13 protein-coding genes are annotated in these 16,515 nt (G+C 64.8%); 7 read left to right on the forward strand and 6 right to left on the reverse strand.

All coding sequences use genetic code 11. The features are described from left to right. Positions 1-410: 410 nt before the first annotated feature. The 6 genes from KKP04_RS02330 (at position 411) to KKP04_RS02355 (ending at position 8,341) form a co-directional block, all read left to right on the forward strand. Positions 411-863, forward strand: a complete 453-nt coding sequence (locus KKP04_RS02330) for a division/cell wall cluster transcriptional repressor MraZ (RefSeq protein ID WP_215026072.1) — start codon at positions 411-413, stop codon at positions 861-863. After that, positions 863-1,882 (forward strand): 16S rRNA (cytosine(1402)-N(4))-methyltransferase RsmH, encoded by a 1,020-nt coding sequence (gene rsmH / locus KKP04_RS02335; RefSeq protein WP_215026075.1) that lies wholly within the window; start codon positions 863-865, stop codon positions 1,880-1,882. Before KKP04_RS02330 ends, rsmH begins: the two co-directional genes overlap by 1 nt. 309 nt (positions 1,883-2,191) lie before the next feature. Then, complete coding sequence (locus KKP04_RS02340) at positions 2,192-3,217, forward strand: sensor histidine kinase (RefSeq protein ID WP_251133849.1); 1,026 nt, start codon at positions 2,192-2,194, stop codon at positions 3,215-3,217. Positions 3,218-3,280: 63 nt separating this feature from the next. Then, positions 3,281-4,141, forward strand: coding sequence for a rhodoquinone biosynthesis methyltransferase RquA (gene rquA, locus KKP04_RS02345; protein WP_371818681.1), 861 nt, complete (start codon positions 3,281-3,283; stop codon positions 4,139-4,141). A 149-nt stretch (positions 4,142-4,290) separates the two neighbouring features. Continuing rightward, on the forward strand, positions 4,291-7,035 hold the full coding sequence (mutS, locus tag KKP04_RS02350; protein ID WP_251133850.1) for a DNA mismatch repair protein MutS: 2,745 nt from the start codon (positions 4,291-4,293) through the stop codon (positions 7,033-7,035). Between the two features lie 136 nt (positions 7,036-7,171). Beyond that, positions 7,172-8,341: an MFS transporter gene (locus tag KKP04_RS02355; RefSeq protein ID WP_215026084.1), complete on the forward strand. Its 1,170-nt coding sequence runs from the start codon at positions 7,172-7,174 to the stop codon at positions 8,339-8,341. A 35-nt stretch (positions 8,342-8,376) separates the two neighbouring features. Here KKP04_RS02355 and cowN read toward each other — a convergent pair whose 3' ends face one another. The 4 genes from cowN to KKP04_RS02375 form a co-directional block, all read right to left on the reverse strand. Then, complete coding sequence (gene cowN, locus KKP04_RS02360; protein WP_215026087.1) at positions 8,377-8,643, reverse strand: N(2)-fixation sustaining protein CowN; 267 nt, start codon at positions 8,641-8,643, stop codon at positions 8,377-8,379. 388 nt (positions 8,644-9,031) lie between these two features. Further along, complete coding sequence (locus KKP04_RS02365) at positions 9,032-9,766, reverse strand: DNA-3-methyladenine glycosylase (RefSeq protein WP_215026090.1); 735 nt, start codon at positions 9,764-9,766, stop codon at positions 9,032-9,034. A gap of 77 nt (positions 9,767-9,843) precedes the next feature. Then, complete coding sequence (locus tag KKP04_RS02370; protein ID WP_251133851.1) at positions 9,844-10,860, reverse strand: SDR family oxidoreductase; 1,017 nt, start codon at positions 10,858-10,860, stop codon at positions 9,844-9,846. A 97-nt stretch (positions 10,861-10,957) separates the two neighbouring features. Further along, positions 10,958-11,872, reverse strand: coding sequence for an N-formylglutamate amidohydrolase (locus tag KKP04_RS02375; protein ID WP_215026091.1), 915 nt, complete (start codon positions 11,870-11,872; stop codon positions 10,958-10,960). 380 nt (positions 11,873-12,252) lie between these two features. On the opposite strand from KKP04_RS02375, the gene KKP04_RS02380 reads away from it, so the two are divergent. Next, positions 12,253-14,151: an ABC-F family ATP-binding cassette domain-containing protein gene (locus tag KKP04_RS02380; RefSeq protein ID WP_215026094.1), complete on the forward strand. Its 1,899-nt coding sequence runs from the start codon at positions 12,253-12,255 to the stop codon at positions 14,149-14,151. 29 nt (positions 14,152-14,180) lie between these two features. On the opposite strand, the gene KKP04_RS02385 is transcribed toward KKP04_RS02380, so the two are convergent. After that, the gene (locus KKP04_RS02385) at positions 14,181-15,710 is read right to left on the reverse strand and encodes a substrate-binding domain-containing protein (RefSeq protein WP_215026096.1); all 1,530 of its coding nucleotides are present in this window, start codon (positions 15,708-15,710) and stop codon (positions 14,181-14,183) included. A 43-nt stretch (positions 15,711-15,753) separates the two neighbouring features. Continuing rightward, on the reverse strand, positions 15,754-16,470 hold the full coding sequence (locus KKP04_RS02390) for a hypothetical protein (RefSeq protein WP_215026100.1): 717 nt from the start codon (positions 16,468-16,470) through the stop codon (positions 15,754-15,756). Positions 16,471-16,515 lie beyond the last annotated feature (45 nt).

Below are 16,515 nucleotides of genomic sequence, written 5' to 3' on the forward strand. Positions count from 1 at the left end.
ACGACCGGGCACGCAAACGCTCCCCTCGTCCCGTTTTCCTTTTCCTTACCTTTCTGCAACGCGCGATAGCCGTCTGTTGACGCCCACACTTACCCATGTTATCCCATAAATGCCCGTTCGGAAGGGGGCGATTCGGAGGGAGAGAAAACGGCTTTCGTCGTGCAAGGCCACAGCACGGCAAGGTTTCTCCCTCCGATCCATCCATTTTTCGCGCAGAGCAGATTTTGTCGGCTATTTTTTGAAATTTTATGTCGCCGTTGGTCGTTCAAGTCGATAGTTCGTGTGCCACTCTGGTTTTTCGTCGTATGGGTAATTATGGGTAGTAGCGGGTTTCGGTTAAAGATTTGCCACGGCAACACAAGGCGCGAGCCGTCGCGTGTGCGTTTCGGACGGAGGCGTGGATTTGAGGGATGGATGAATTCGCTTCGCGCATCGACAGCAAGGTGGACCAACGCGGGCGCGTCGCAATTCCTGCGCCGTTCCGCGCCATCCTCGCTCAGGAAGGCACGAGCGAAATTCACTGCTACCCGCATCTCGACTACGCTACGATCGAAGCGGGAGGCTCTCGGTTGGTCGAGGAAATCAAGGGAATTGTCGGGCGGCAGCCAACAGGCAGCGCCCTTCGCGAAGCACTCGAACTCGTCTATTTCGGCGAGTGCGAAAAGCTCAAGATCGATCCGGACGGGCGCACCGTCCTGCCGAAGCGGCTGCGCGATCATGCCGGAATTACAGAGACGGCGGTTTTCGTCGGCCTTGGCAACAAGTTTCAGATCTGGGAGCCGGAGGCTTACAACAAGTTTCGTGAACGCGCGCGCGAACAGGCGCTTGCGCTTCGCAAAGAGCTCGGCGCGGGGAGCCGCTGATGAAGCGGCGCAGACGTGGGGGCAACAGGGATGTGGCGGATCGCGGGAGGCCGGTAGAGGGCCCGTTTCCCGACAGCGGACCGGTCCGTCACATCCCGGTGCTACTGAGGGAAGTGCTGGAAGCGTTGCATCCAGGGGTGGGGGAACGCTTCATTGACGGCACCTTTGGCGCGGGCGGCTATGCCCGCGCCATCCTTGAGGCCGCGCATTGCGACGTGCTCGGCCTCGACCGCGACCCGACCGCAATAGCGGGGGCCTGCGCGCTTGAAACCGCCTTTGCGGGCCGGTTGAAACTTGCCGAAACGCCCTTTTCCGAGATGGAAGACGCCGCCCGCGCCATCGGCTGGGACGCGGTCGACGGCGTCGTCCTCGATCTCGGCGTTTCGTCGATGCAACTCGACGAGGCGGAACGCGGCTTCTCCTTCATGCGCGACGGCCCGCTCGACATGCGGATGTCGGCCAGCGGCCTTTCCGCCGCCGATGTCGTCAACACCTACGAAAAAGACGCCATCGCCGACATTCTCTATTCGCTCGGCGAGGAACGCCGCTCGCGCGCCATCGCCGCCGCCATCGTCAAGGACCGCGAGACGGCGCCTTTCGAGCGCACGGGCCAACTCGCTGCGCTCATCGCACGCGTGCTCGGCCACAAGCCGGGCGACCCGAAGCACCCCGCGACACGCAGCTTTCAGGCGCTCCGCCTCTATGTGAACGACGAACTCGGCGAACTCACGCGCGCGCTCGAAGCCGCTGAACGGCTGTTGAGGCCCGGCGGGCGGCTCGCCGTGGTGAGCTTTCATTCGCTCGAAGATCGTATCGTGAAGCGCTTCCTCGCGGAGCGCTCCGGCAAGCGCGCGAAAGCATCGCGCTACATTCCCGACGCCGGGGACAGCGCCGCGCCCACCTTCGAGCTTCGCGACCGCCACGGCATTGAACCGGGTGAGGATGAAGTGGCCGCCAACCCCCGCGCGCGGTCGGCGCGGCTGCGCTGGGCTGTCCGCACCGACGCCACCGCGACCTGAACCGGCGCAAGCCGCCGACCCGCGCGTCGCATCGAAGGCGAGGGAGGCGCGCGCCATCTTGGCCTCATATTTGCTTCGAGAATGAAAGAGGTCTATCCATCAAGCTCGCTTTAACGGTCCCAAGATGTTCGAAAGTTGCAAACATCCGCATTACCGTTTAAATCGCCTCTGTGAACGGCGCCCAGCGCGCTATTCCTGATAGCTTGACCCAAACATTGGCGCGTCATTTCACTGTGGTGCGTTGACAAGGGAGATATTCAAATAATTATGCCGGATGCGGACAAAACGCAGGTCGAAGAACTTCTCGATATGCCTGATCTTGCTGAAGCGCTGCACGACGACCGCTTCCAGCAATTCCTCGACAAGATCCCAATCGCCATTCTCGTCGGCGCGATGGACGCGAACGAGCGCATCATCTATGCGAACCCCGCTTTCGAAAAGATCGCCGGAGTTGCGCTTTCCTCGGTACTGGGCAAGACCTGGGATGTGCTGGCCGACGCCTCGGAAAAGGGCGAGCGCGATCTTCTGGCCGCGATCATGGAGGACAGCGCCGATCACATCGGCGTCTTCCGCATCGCGCGACCCGATGCCGAGCCGGTCCCTGCGGACGTCTATGCCGCTGTTATCGTCGGCGACGACGGGGAGCCCGCGTTGCGGCTCGTCGCGTTGATCGACGTCAGCGCCTATGTCGGCGACGACGACGATATCGACTTTGCGAAGTCGCGCGGCGACACCGATCTCGCGCTGCTGGAACTTCAGCACCGCGTCAAAAACAATCTCCAGCTCATCACCGCGCTCATCCGCCTCGAGTCGCGCCACTGGCCGGAGGGCAAGGAGCCGCTGAACCGGCTCGCCGGGCGCATCGAGGCGCTCGCCATTCTCTACAGCTTCCTGAATGCAAAGCCGGACGGCGACGAGGTGGACCTCGGCTCCTATGTCAGCCAACTCGCCACCGCCGTGATGCGCTCCCACGCTGCCGAGGGCGTACGCCTCGAACTCAAGGCCGACGGCTTCCCGGTGTCGGTCAATGTCGCGATGCCGGTCGGTCTCGTCGTCAACGAACTCCTCACGAACGCGCTGAAGCACGCCTTCCAGGGCCGCGAAGGCGGCACCATCGCGGTCGAATGCCTCGGCGACGAGAACGGCGGGCGCGTGGTCGTCGCCGATGACGGCGTGGGCCTGCCGCCCGACACGAACTGGCCGGAGAAGGGCAACCTCGGCGCGCTCATCGTGCAGACGCTGAAGGAAAACGCGAAAGCGAAGCTCGATATGGAAACCTCCCCCGGCACCGGCACACGCGTTACGCTGACGCTTCCCCCCGCCGTACGACTTTAGTTGCGGCAAATTCGACACTGTGCGACAGCATCGCAAGGCGTTCACTTGCAGGAAACCATACCGGTGTCTAAATTTTGGGCGATGGCAATCACCTCCACCACGGGCGCGAAAGCGCCGGCAATAACCCCGCGCGCTGTATCCGGCAGTGGGGTTTTTCATCAGAAAACTCCGGGCTTCGAGGTGGAGGGCGCTTATGCTCCGCCAGCCTACCTGCAAAAATATTACTGGTGGACCTACGTCCATCCGGCGGCAGTTCGCATATTTGAGCGGCAATGGCTGATCGATCTTATCCTGTGGGGCAATTACGAATCACTTCGGGAGGCGGCGCTCGACGAGTTCGGCGCGGAGCTTCCCGGCGCGACGCTTCAGATCGCCTGCGTCTACGGCGACCTCTCGGCGCGGATCGCGGAGCGGGCGAAGGCGGGCGGCGGCACGCTCGACGTGGTGGATGCACTACCGGTGCAATTGAAGAACCTTCGCGCGAAACTGCCGGACGACGCGCCCGTCAGCCTCACCGTCTCCAGCTCCGACAGCCTCGCCTTCGCCGATGCCAGTTTCGACCGCGTGCTGCTGTTCTTTCTCCTGCATGAGATGCCGCGCGACGTGCGCGAGGCGACGCTTGCCCACGCGCTGCGCGTGCTGAAGCCGGGCGGCAAACTCGTGATCGTGGACTACGCGAAGCCGCGCCTCTGGCACCCGGCGCGCTGGATCTGGTATCCGGTGATCGGGCGGCTCGAACCCTTCGCGAAAGAGCTTTGGAGCAACGATCTTCGCCTCTTCATGCCTGAGGCATGGCGGAATGCGCGGATGCAGCGTTCCTCCTTTTTCGGCGGACTTTATCAGAAGGTCGTCCTGGAAAAGGGCGTGGCGCCCGCCTCGGACATCTCGCCACGCGCGCTCGACGCATCCATCGCTGCTGCATAGAACCGCCGAAGCTTCTGGCGATACGCAGGGCCGGGCGGGGATAACTTTTCGCGCGGCCTTTTTGCGGCTCGCGTCTTCGGTAAGCTTGCGGCTCGCCCGCGTGAGTCGCGGCGGTAGGGGCGGCGATGTCTTCGATCAGGCACAAAAGCATGGCGAAAGAAGCGCCCGGCGACAGCGCTTCCCCGGACGCGCGCGCCACGCCCGACAGCGTTTCCCTGGAAACGCGCGCCACACCGATGATGGCGCAATATCTCGACGTCAAGGCGAAGAACCCCGACTTCCTCCTGTTCTATCGCATGGGCGATTTCTTCGAGCTGTTCTTCGACGACGCGGTGAAGGCCGCGAGCGCGCTCGGCATCCAGCTTACGAAGCGCGGCAAACACGCGGGCGAGGACATCCCGATGTGCGGCGTGCCCGTCGCGCGCGCCGACGACTACATGCAGAAGCTCATCTTGAAGGGCTTCCGCGTCGCCGTCGCCGAGCAGCTCGAAGACCCGGAGCTTGCGAAGAAGCGTGGGCCGAAGGCCGTCGTTCGCCGCGACGTTGTGCGGCTCGTCACGCCCGGCACGCTCACGGAAGATGCGCTCCTCGCCTCGGGCCGCAACAACTTCCTCGCCGCGCTGGCCAGGGCGGGCAAGGGCGCTGCCGCGCGCTATCACATCGCAGCCCTCGACATCTCGACGGGCGAGTTCCTGCTGTCGGAGGCGTCCGCGCCGGATCTCGGCGGAGAACTTCTGCGCCTGCGTCCGGCTGAAGTGCTGATCGCGGAGGACGAGCTTGGCGACGACGCGTCGAAAGTCGCCGCACAGGCTTGCGGCGCCGCGCTGTCGCCGCTGTCGCGCGCGTGCTTCGGCCGCGCGAAGGGCGAGCGCGCGCTGAAAGACGCGTTCGAGGTGGCCGCGCTCGACGGGCTCGGCGACTTCACGGACGGCGACCTCATCGCCATCGGCGCGCTCCTGCATTATGTCGACCTGACCCAGATGGGCGAGCGCCCTGCCCTTCGCCCGCCGCGCCGCGACGAACCCGCGCGCCTCATGGCCATCGACGCCGCGACGCGCGCAAGCCTCGAACTTGTTCGCCCGAAGAACGAAGGCGCGCCGACCGTCTTCTCCGCCATCGACCGCACGGTGACGGCGGCAGGCGCGCGCGAACTCATGAGCCGCCTCGTCTCGCCCTCCGCCGATGCCGCGCTCGTCAATGAACGGCTCGACGCGGTGGCGGCGCTGATCGAGGATTGGGCCTTGCGCGAGCGCATCCGTCACATTCTGAAGACCGCGCCCGACATGAGCCGCGCGCTGTCGCGGCTGAAGCTGAAGCGCGGCGGCCCGCGCGATCTCGGCGCGATCCGCGATGGCTTGCGGGCAGGCGGCGACGTGGCCGCGCTGCTAGGGGCGTCTCCGGCACAGCCCGCGCATCTGAAGGACGCGATGACCGCGCTCGCCGCGTTCACCGGCGACGGTTTCGGCGGCACCCTCGCGCGGAAGCTCGACCGCGCGCTCGTCGGCGTGGTGCCGTTCCTCACGAAGGACAGCGGCTATATAGCCGCCGATTTCGACGCGGCGCTCGACGGGCTTCGCGAGCTTGCATCGAGCAGCAAGGTCGTGCTGGCGAAGCTTCAGGCCGACTATGCCGCGCAGACCGGCGTCAAGACGCTGAAAATCCAGTATAATAATGTCTTCGGCTATTTCATCGAGGTGAGCCCCGGCCAGGCCTCCGCGCTGATGGGCGAGCCGCATTCGGCGCTGTTCCGGCACAAGCAGACGCTGGCGAGCGCGGTTCGCTTCACCACCGACGACCTCGCGGCGCTCGAAAGCCGCATCCTCACCGCGCAGGGCGACGCGCTCGCGCGCGAGCAGGCGCTGTTCGCCGAGCTTTCCGATGCCGTGCTCGAACAGGAGGGCGCCATCGCAGACGCGGCGCAGGCGCTTGCCTGTCTCGACTGCGTGGCGGGCCTCGCGGAAATCGCGCAGGCGCAGAATTACGTCCGCCCGCGCATCGACACATCCCGCGCGTTTCTCGTGGAGGGCGGGCGGCACCCGGCGGTGGAGCAGGCGCTTACGCGCGAGGGCGGCGCTTTCATCGGCAATGATTGCCGCCTCGATGGGGCGGGCGAGCGCGCGCCGGGCTTCCTCGTCGTCACCGGGCCGAACATGGCGGGCAAGTCCACCTATCTCCGCCAGAATGCGCTGATCGCGGTGCTCGCGCAGATGGGCTCCTACGTGCCCGCGACCTCGGCGCATATCGGCGTGGCGGATCGGCTGTTCGCGCGCATCGGGGCCGCTGACGACCTCGCGCGCGGGCGCTCGACCTTCATGGTGGAGATGACGGAGACCGCCGCGATCCTCAACCGCGCGACCGAGCGCAGCCTCGTGATCCTCGACGAAATCGGGCGCGGCACGGCAACGTTCGACGGGCTTTCCATCGCCTGGGCCGTGCTCGAACATCTCCACGACGCGACGCGCTGCCGGGGCCTCGTCGCGACGCATTACCACGAGTTGACACGCCTTGCCGACGACCTGCCGCGCGCGGGCAATGTCCGCATGGCGGTGACGGAATGGAAGGATACCATCGTGTTCCTGCATGCGGTCGAGGCGGGCGCCGCGAACCGCTCCTACGGCGTTCAGGCGGCGAAGCTCGCGGGCGTTCCGAAGCAGGTGGTGGCGCGCGCGAAGCAAATCCTCGCCCAACTCGAAGCGGGGGCGGGGCCGCATGGGCCGCTGACGCTTCCAACCGACATGCCGCTGTTTTCCGCGCCCGTCGCGGATCGAGCGGCGAACGCGCCCCATCCGGTGCTTGAGCGCCTCGCCGCGCTCGATGTGGACAGCCTTTCCCCCCGCGATGCCCTCGACCTCCTCTACACGCTCAAGAGAGAGGCGTCTGAAGCGTCGAATTAGATCCTGCAAGCATGCGCGAAGATGGTTTCCCGCCCGACATCAAAGCGCGCTAAAGCTTTTTCCGCGGAGCATCCAATCGCAGAAAGCTCTCGTCGCCGATGGCTCCATACTCAACTCGTTCGAAAGCTTCAACCCGATGAAAGCCCTCGCCCGCGCACAAGCCGCCCGCCTCGGCTGCGCCTTTTTCTTTCTCGTCAACGGCCTTGCCTATGGCAGCGTCGTGGCGCGCATGCCCGCGCTCAAGATGCAGACGGGCGTGAACGACGCGCAGATCGGCCAGGCGATCCTGTGTCTCGGCATCGGTGGGCTGTGCGCGTTTCCAATCGCGGGCGTCCTTCAGTCGCGCATCGGCTCGAAATATCTCGTCGGGGCCGGAACCGCGCTCATGATGGCTACATGGCCGCTCATCGGCCTCGCCGCCGAATGGTGGCAACTCGCCGCTGCTTTCTTCGCCTTCGGTTACGCCTGCGGCACGCTCGAAGTGGGCGGCGGCGTGCAAGCCGTCATGGTGGAGCGCGCGCTCGGACGCCCGGCGATGTCGGGCTTCTTCGCCCTGTTCAGCACGGGCTGCCTCGCGGGCGCGCTCGTTTCGGCCGCCGCGAGCGACATCGCGCCCGCCGCTCAGTATGCGGCATTTGCCGCCTTTTTCCTCGCGCTGCTGCCCTTCGCCTTGCGCCCTCTCCTTCCCGACGCCGAAACCGAAAGCGCGGAGAAAGGCGGCCTCAGGCTGCCGCCGCTGCCCATCCTCGGCCTCGCGCTTCTGTGCCTTTGCGCTTTCCTTTCGGAGGGCGCGATCTCGGATTGGGGCGCGCTTCTGATGAAGGCCGCGCATGGAAGCACCGACACCATCGCCGCGCTTGCCTTCGCAGCCTTCTCGGCGACGATGATCGTCGGACGCCTCGCGGGCGACGGCTTGCGCGCCCGCTATGCAATGCCCGCGCTCGTGCGCGCTCTTGCCGTCGTTGCCACCGTCGGCATGGCCGTGGCCACGCTGGCGCCGCATCCTGCGCTGGCGATCGCCGGTTTCGCGCTCGCGGGCCTCGGGCTGTCGGTTATCGCACCGGCGCTGTTCAGCGCGGCGGGCAATCATCCGGGCGTCGATCCGGGCATTGCCGTCGCCTCGATCTCGACGCTCGGCTATGGCGGGCTGCTGCTTGGGCCATCGGTAATCGGTTTTCTCGCGCACGGCTTCGGCATGTCGGCGGCGATGATGCTGATCGTGGGGATGTGCGCGGCCATCGCGCTGTTTGCGGGCCGCCTGAAGCCGATGGAGCGGTCACCCCGCGGCGCGCACCCGGCGGAATGAATGCCCGCCGGACGGCTCGCGAGCCGCTCCACCCGTCACATGCACGTGTATTCGAGATCTTCCAGTTGGGCGAGCGTCTCCTCGTCCTCGATCAATTCCTTGAGGGTCGGCAGGTAGTTGTGAAGCACGCGCAAATCGTCGTAGCCCTTGGCGTTGAATTCCGCGCGCTTCTGCTGAAAATAGGCCCAGAATGGATTCTCCGCCGCTTCGATCAAAGGCTGTAACGCGTCCATCATTTTCTGCGCACGCGCATTGCAGTCGATGTTCTTGAAACTCACGTAGCGGTCTATCTCTTCTGACATCCTGTCCTGTTCCTGCATGAATACTCCCGCGTCCCGGACGCGGCACGATGACAAGCTACCCGACGTTACTGCGACCGAAGGGCCACCGGCGCAACAACATACAACAACCGCAACCGAAAAAATATCGCGCGGGCTACATCGCTTGCGTTTTCTCAGGAAGCGCTGAAGTCGCGACACTTTTCGCCGCCGCAGCTTATCAATGTGTCAGACGGGCGCTTTTGCAGCCAAGGTGCAGAACTCCTACGCCGCAAAGGTGGGTTGATACCCAGCGCCCGTGCATTACACTATCGGTTGTATCGAGGTTGTAATGCGTACCCTTGCCTTCTTGTCTGTCCTGCAAAGCATGACGACAGGCGCGTATATCGCGTCGTGCGTGGAAGCGCGCGCGTCAGCGGTCGAGTGGGTTTTCGCGATCTGCCTTGCGATCATGAGCGCGGCCTTTGCCTTTTACGTCGCCATCGAACATGACGGGCGCTGAGTGCCCGCTTCCGGAACGCGGCTTGCCCTGTCCGTTGAGCGCGGCCGGACCGCTCAGAAAACGGCTGCCCTTCAGATAGAACCTGAGCGGGAGATGCGCGTCGCGCGTGATGCCGATGCGCGTGCTCGTGCCGATATCGCCGCTGCCGATAATGCCGCTCGCCCCGCCGTCGGCGCCGAGCCAGAGCGCACCGCGCGCGCAGAGATCTGCGCCGTCGTGGCTTCGGTCGATCGCGAGCGCGCCGGCGAGCCGCCCCGGCCCCCTCAGCAGATCGCGCGTCGGCACATCGCCGCGATGGCGCTGCATGGCGTCAAGCCCGCTCAAAGGTTCAGCCGCCCGGATAAGCACCGCCTCGCCGACACCGACGGCAGCGTTCGTCACGTTCAGCATCCAGCACACGCCATAGGCGCGATACACATAGGCGTGGCCCGGCGGCCCGAACATCGCGCGGTTGCGCGGCGTCGGACCGCGAAACGCGTGACACGCCGCGTCGTCGGCAAGATAAGCCTCGGTCTCGACGATGCGCGCCACGGCGAGCGCGTCGGGAAGCGCGCGCAGCACGAGCTTGCCTATGAGAAAGCGGGCGAGGTTCGCGGTGTCGGCCGGAAGCTCGTCGCGGGAAATCGGGCGCGCGATCACTTGCATCGAACGCCATCATAGAAAAAGACGAGGCGACCGCCAACCCTCCGCGCCATTTGGATCGACGGTCGACAGCGAAGCGTTTACGGGCCACCGCGACCGCCGACCGCGCCGAAGATCTGCCCCGTCGAGTAGCTCGGCTCCCCTGACGCGAGCAGCACGTAGAGCGAGGCGAGTTCGGCGGGCTGTCCGGGCCGTTCCAGCGGCGTATTCGCTCCGAATTCGGGAAGGTCCTCGCGAAACTGGCCGCCCGTAACTTGCAGCGGCGTCCACACCGGCCCCGGCGCGACGCCGTTCACGCGGATGCCTCGCGGCGCAAGCTGCTTCGCCAGACCTTTCGTGAAGATCATGATCGCGCCTTTGGTCGTCGCATAATCGAGGATGTGAGGCGATGGGTCGTAGGCGTTGACCGATGTTGTGTTGATGATGGTCGAACCCGGCTTCAGATGCGGCACGGCGGCCTTTGTGATCCAGAACATCGCGTAGACGTTGGTCTTGAACGTTTCGTCGAACTCCGCCGTGGTGATGTCTTCGAGACGCTCTCTCGCGAACTGGCGCGCGGCGTTGTTCACAACGATGTCGAGGCCGCCAAGCTTCTCCGCCGCCTCGTTGACGAGACGCCCGCAAAACGCCTCGCTCTTTATGTCGCCGGGGATCTGCACGGCGTTGCGGCCCGCCTCGCGGATCAGATCGGCCACATCGCGCGCGTCCGGCTCTTCATAAGGGAGATAGTTGATGGCGACGTCCGCCCCCTCGCGGGCGAAAGCGATCGCGGCGGCCCTCCCGATCCCGGAATCGCCGCCGGTCACGAGCGCCTTGCGGCCGGAGAGCCGACCCGAACCGCGATAGGACTTCTCGCCGCAATCGGGCACCGGAGTCATGTCGCGGTTGAGGCCGGGCCATGGCTGCTGCTGCTTTTCGAAAGGCGGCTTTGGATAGAGACCCACCGGATCGGCGAGACCGCGCGGCTGCGATCCGCCCCCCGCCTGCGCCTGAGGCTGCTGCGTTTTCTGTGCAAATGCCGGTCCGGCGACGGCGGCGGCCAGTCCGCCGGCAACGCCCCCGACCACGGCCCGGCGTGACGTATCGTTCAACGGCATGAATGCTCCTTCTTCGAATGACAGGGTTTCGAAGAGAACACACGGAACCGCGATTTGATTGCTCGTGCCGGCTGCAAGTCGAAGGCAGCGTCGACGACTATTCCTCGCCGCTTGCGATTTCCACGTCGCCTTTTTCCACGCGCTCCATGACGCGGTCGGCTTCCATGTCCGAGCGCGATTCATGATATTCGAGGCGCGACAGCGGCTCGGCGTGCGCCGGATCGGCGAGAATCGCGGCAAGGCTGTCGGCGAGGATCGCGGCCCATTCGATCTGCCCGGCCTCATCGCGGATGAGATCCTGGCGGACCTCGACGAGCACGTTCGGCAGGCCGCGCAGCGTTGCGTGGCGGAAGATGGTGTCGTTGCGCAGATGCCCGGAATAAGGCTCGTTGTCGCCGATTTCGAGGCCGGTGCGCTCGCGGAGCTGTTTCAGCGTGGGGATGGGCAGGCGCGGATCGCTATCCCACAGCACGGCCGCGTGCCATTTGCGCGGGATTCCGCGCCAGACATTCGTGAAGCTGTGCATGGAAAAGATGACGGGGATCTTGTCGCGCGCAAGCATGGCGTCGATCTCGGCGGCAATGGCGGCGTGGTAGGGCTGGAAATACGCCCGCATGCGCCGCGCCATCTCGGCCTCGTCGACATGGGTATTGCCCGGAACGAGCGCGCCATCGGAAATGCGCATGATGAGCGTCGGATCGTCTTCCCCGCGATTGGGATCGATGAGAAGCCGCGAGAAGCGCGTCGAAATGACGGTGGCGCGGAGGCGGCGGCCGATCTCGCGCGCGACGCCGAGCGCGCCGATGTCATAGGCGATGTGTCGGTTGAGTTGGACATCGTCGAGGCCGAGCGTGCCGTATTCGGGCGGCAGCAGGTTCGTCGCGTGATCGCACAGGACGAGCAACCGCGTGTCCGGGTCGCCGGGCGAGACTTCGAAGCTTTTCCAGCGCTCGCCGCTCGTTGCCGTTTTGGGGCCGGGTGTCGATTCTATGGATGGAGGCTCAGATAACATGCCGCTCAATATTGTGGGCCCCGAGCGATTTTGCTCCCCCGGCGGCGAAACTTGCGTGTGTGGGCTTCTAGTGGTCCGATCCCGACATTTGCATCCCTTTGCAGCAGGCTTGCGAGCAAATGTCGGGATCGAAAGGACCACTAGCAACACCATAGTTCTAGTGGAGCTTCAGAAATTGACATTTGAGCGAGAACCCGCTGCAACCGGAACTCAAATGTCAATTTCGCTCCACTAGCTGTGGCCAATAAACCACTTTTCCGCGCGGGAGTTCAAGCCCCGTGCCCGTAGGGGGCATCCGAACGGCACGGCGACGCGCGAAGGTCGCTCATGCCCGCAAGCAGAGGCTTGCGCAAGCGCCGTAACCGCAGCATGGTCTGCGCATGCTGCATATCAATGAACTTTCATACCGCATCGAGGGGCGGCCGCTGTTCGAGAACGCCACGGCGGCGATTCCGGAAGGGCACAAGGTCGGCCTCGTCGGGCGCAACGGCACCGGCAAGACGACGCTTCTGCGCCTGATCGCCGGCGAGATCGCGCCCGATGGCGGAAGCATCGGCTTCCCGAAGAATGCGCGCCTCGCGCATGTTTCGCAGGAAGCGCCGGGCGGCCCGGAAACGCTGCTCGAAACGGTGCTCGCCGCGCATACCGAACTTGCGACGCTCGCCGCCGAGGCCGAGACGGCGCACGATCCGCATCGCATCGGCGAAATTCACACGCGCCTTTCCGACCTCGACGCGCATTCCGCACCGTCTCGCGCCGCGCGCATCCTGTCGGGGCTCGGCTTCGACGAGGCGGCGCAGCAGCGCTCGTGCAGCGAGTTTTCGGGCGGATGGCGCATGCGCGTCGCGCTGGCGGGGGCGCTGTTCGCCGCGCCCGACATCCTTCTTCTCGACGAGCCGACAAACTATCTCGACCTCGAAGGCGTGCTCTGGCTCGAAGATTTCATCGCGAACTATCCCTATACTGTCCTGATCGTCAGCCACGACCGCGATCTGCTGAACAACGCGGTCGACAGCATCCTGCATCTGACGGAGAAGCGCCTATCGCTTTATTCCGGCGGTTACGACCGCTTCGAGGAGACGCGCCGCGAACAACAACGCCTGCAACTGAAGCTGAAAAAGAGCCAGGACGACCAGCGCCGCCACATGGAGGCGTTCGTGGAGCGCTTCCGGGCGAAGGCCACGAAGGCGAAGCAGGCGCAAAGCCGCCTCAAGGCGCTGGCGAAGCTTCAGCCCATCGCCGCCGAGGTCGACGCGCAGGTGGTGCCGTTCCGCTTTCCGTCCCCGGAGCGCCCGCTCGCGAACCCGCTCATCCGCATCGAGGGCGCGAGCGTCGGCTACGACCCCGAGCGCCCGATCCTGCGCGGCATCAATTTGCGCCTCGACGCCGACGACCGCGTGGGGCTGCTCGGCGCGAACGGCAACGGGAAGTCGACCCTCGCGAAGCTGCTTTGCGGCAAGCTCGCCCCCCTCGAAGGCCAGCGGCGCGGGTCGAACAAGCTCGAATACGGCTATTTCGCACAGCATCAGCTCGACGAGCTTCGGCCTAAGCTTTCGGCTTACGATCACATCGCCGAACTCATGCCCGACGCAACGGAGTCGCAGAAGCGCGCGAAGGTGGCGTCCATCGGCTTCGGCGCGGACAAGGCGGACACGGCGTCGGAGAAGCTGTCCGGCGGCGAGAAGGCGCGGCTTCTGTTCGCGCTCGCCACGTTCCACGCGCCGCATCTCCTCATCCTCGACGAGCCGACGAACCATCTCGACGTCGACAGCCGCGAGGAGCTGATCCACGCGCTGAACGACTACGAAGGCGCTGTGATCCTCATCAGCCATGACCGGCATTTGCTGGAAGCGACGGTGGATCGCCTGTGGGTTGTCCGCAACGGCACGGTGGCGCCCTATGACGGCGACCTCGAAAGCTATCGCGCGGAAAGCCTTGCTGCGGCGAGGCAGGCCGCAAGGAGCGGCTCCGGCGGCGAGCGCCCGGCGGAGGCGAAGAAGAGCCGTGAGGAGGAGCGCCGCCAGACCGCGCAGCGCCGCGCCGAACTCGCACCGCTCAAGAAGCAGATGACCGACCTCGAAAAGTGGGTTCACGATCTCCAGAAGAAGATGGCGGCCATCGACGCGCGGCTTGCCGATCACACGCTTTACGAGCGCGAGCCGGACAAGGCGCGCGATCTCACGCTCGACCGCGCGGCCTTGCTGAAGGATCTCAAGGCCGCCGAGGATGCGTGGTTCGAGGCGTCGCTCGCCTATGAAGAGGCCGCCGCCGCCATTTGACAGCGGCTTCTCTCAGAATCAGCGTTGCGTCAATCCTTGATCCAGACCTCAACGCGGCGGTTCGCGTTCTGACCCGCTTCCGACGTGTTGCATCCCACCGGCAGAAGACTTCCATATCCTTTGACGGTGATCCTGTTGGCCGGCACGCCTTCCGCGACGAGGGCATTCTTGAAGCTCGTCGCGCGATTGAGCGAAAGCGCCTTGTTCGTCTCGAAAGCGCCTGTCCCGTCCGTGAAGCCGAGGAGAAGCAAATCCTTGCCGCTCACCTCGCTGTTGAGGAAGCGCGCAAGGCGCGGAATGTCCTGCATCGCCTTGTCGTCCAGAGCCGCGGAGTTCCTGCTGAAGCGGAAGTTCACCGACAGGCGCCGGCCCGACTTCACGTCGCCCGTCAGATCGCGCATGAGGGCGAAACTGAAGTCCTTCTCGGCGACCAGAAAAGCGGGCCAGACGCGCCCGGCCTGCTGGTCGAACGTCTGAAGATCGATGTGCTGGTTGATGAAACCGGCACCGGAAATGATGTCCTGCGCCTTGTCCGAGAGCGCATAGGCGAGGAGCTTGTCGCCGAGCGGCCCGGTTTTGCCGCTGTAGAGATAGAGACGGCGCGAAAGGGGATATTCTTCGGTCTTCACCGAAAAGACATCCGGCGAGGAGACGATCCCGCAACTCGAAGCGACCGCGAGCGGCTTCGCGTTGCGGATATAGGCAAAGCCCGAAAAGCCGATCCCGTTCGGATCGCGCGCGGTCTCGTCCGAAAGGTCGGGGCTCGATTCGAAGCGCTTGGCGCCTGGCGCCAGTTTCAGCTTGAGGGGCGAGAGCACGAGGCTGTTGAAGGTGTCGTAGGTGCCGGATTTGGCATCGCGCGCGTATATGTGGATCGGGCCGGGATTGCCGCCGACCTCTTTCCAGTCCTTGATATCGCCCGAAAAGATCTTGGCGATCTGTTCGAGGCTCAACGTCTTCACCGGATTGTTCGGCGAAACGAACACCACGATGCCATCGAGCGCGAAGACATGCGTCTTGAGCGGGATACCCGCGGCGGCGACGGCCTTGGCTTCATCGGCCTTGATGGGTCGCGACATGGCGCCGATCTGGGCCTTGCCTTCGATCAGTCCTTTGGGCGCGGTGCCCGTTCCGTGCGACTTGAGGTCGACGATGGCGACATCCTTCCCGCTGGCGTCGGAAAGCTTGAACACCACTTCCTCCGGATCGGAGCCGACGACCTTTTCCGCGACGAATCCCTCCTCCTCGGCAAAGCGTTCCACGGTGCTCGGCATGAGCTGCGCGCCGATGGTGTTCGAGCCGTGAATTCCAAGCGTGGCGATCAGAGGCTTCGGACAGGATGGGCCGGTGCATTCGAACTTCGCGCTTTCCAGCGCCATCATGCCGAATTTGTCGGACCGGATCACGAAGGATGAAGAGTCGGCGGCGACAAGCTCGCCGATCACGGTCAGGCCGCCGCCGCGAAGGGTGAGAGTGACATCCTCCGCGTTCACGGGTGCGAAGGACGCGGCAAGGACCAGGGCCGATGCGCTGGCTCGGCAAGCATTTCGGATGGACATGGAAACCTCGAGAACCTTGGGCCGATAGGCGTTTCGAATTGGATCAGCGGGTGAGGATGAGTTGCGGGAGGGCCTTGGAACTGTAGCGGGCGTTCGGGTCGGTCGGTTGCCCGCAGGGAAGCGGCGCGAAAGAGCCCCGCATGCGCGAAGCGCTGCCGTTCGGCCGCCAGACGGTGACGCGGTATTCGAGATCTGCGTAAAGCCCGGTTCCGCAGCTGTCGGGCTCTTGCGGGATCCGCGCGCGACTTTCGTAATCGAGGGCGAGCTTGACCACGCCCGAGGCCTGACCCGTTTCGTGAATGAAAGTGTAGACTTCGAGCTGGTCGCCTTCGCCGGTGCCTTCCGCAGCGCTCGTCATCAGGCCGTGACCGCGGTTGTCGCGCCTCCGCCGCTCCTCCGCCTGCCATCGGCTCGAAGGCGCGCCCGCCCAGACATGCCCGACGTCACTGAAATCGGCGGCATATTCGAACGCATGGAGATCGAGGTTGGCGCGGCCGCGCCAGAGGAGCGCAACCTTCGTCACGCGTTCCAGATCGATCGTTCTGAGCTGCGTCTGAACTTCCGACCCATCGGGAAAAGTTAATTTGAGCGGCGGCTTTTCGCCGAGATAACAGTCGAACAGCAAGGTAAGCGCGCCGTTTTCGTCGAGCGCCCGAACGAGCGTGAGGCTGTCGTAGCGCACCTGAACTCGCCCACTCGGAAAGCAGGGAGCGGCGACTGAAATCCGCGAAAGCCCCGCACTGACCGGCTCGACGCTCACACTGGGCTCGCAACCGGCAAGGGAGGGCGAAGACGCGGCGAACAG

It is taken from the genome of Rhodomicrobium sp. Az07 (assembly GCF_018619475.1).
Classification (GTDB): domain Bacteria; phylum Pseudomonadota; class Alphaproteobacteria; order Rhizobiales; family Rhodomicrobiaceae; genus Rhodomicrobium.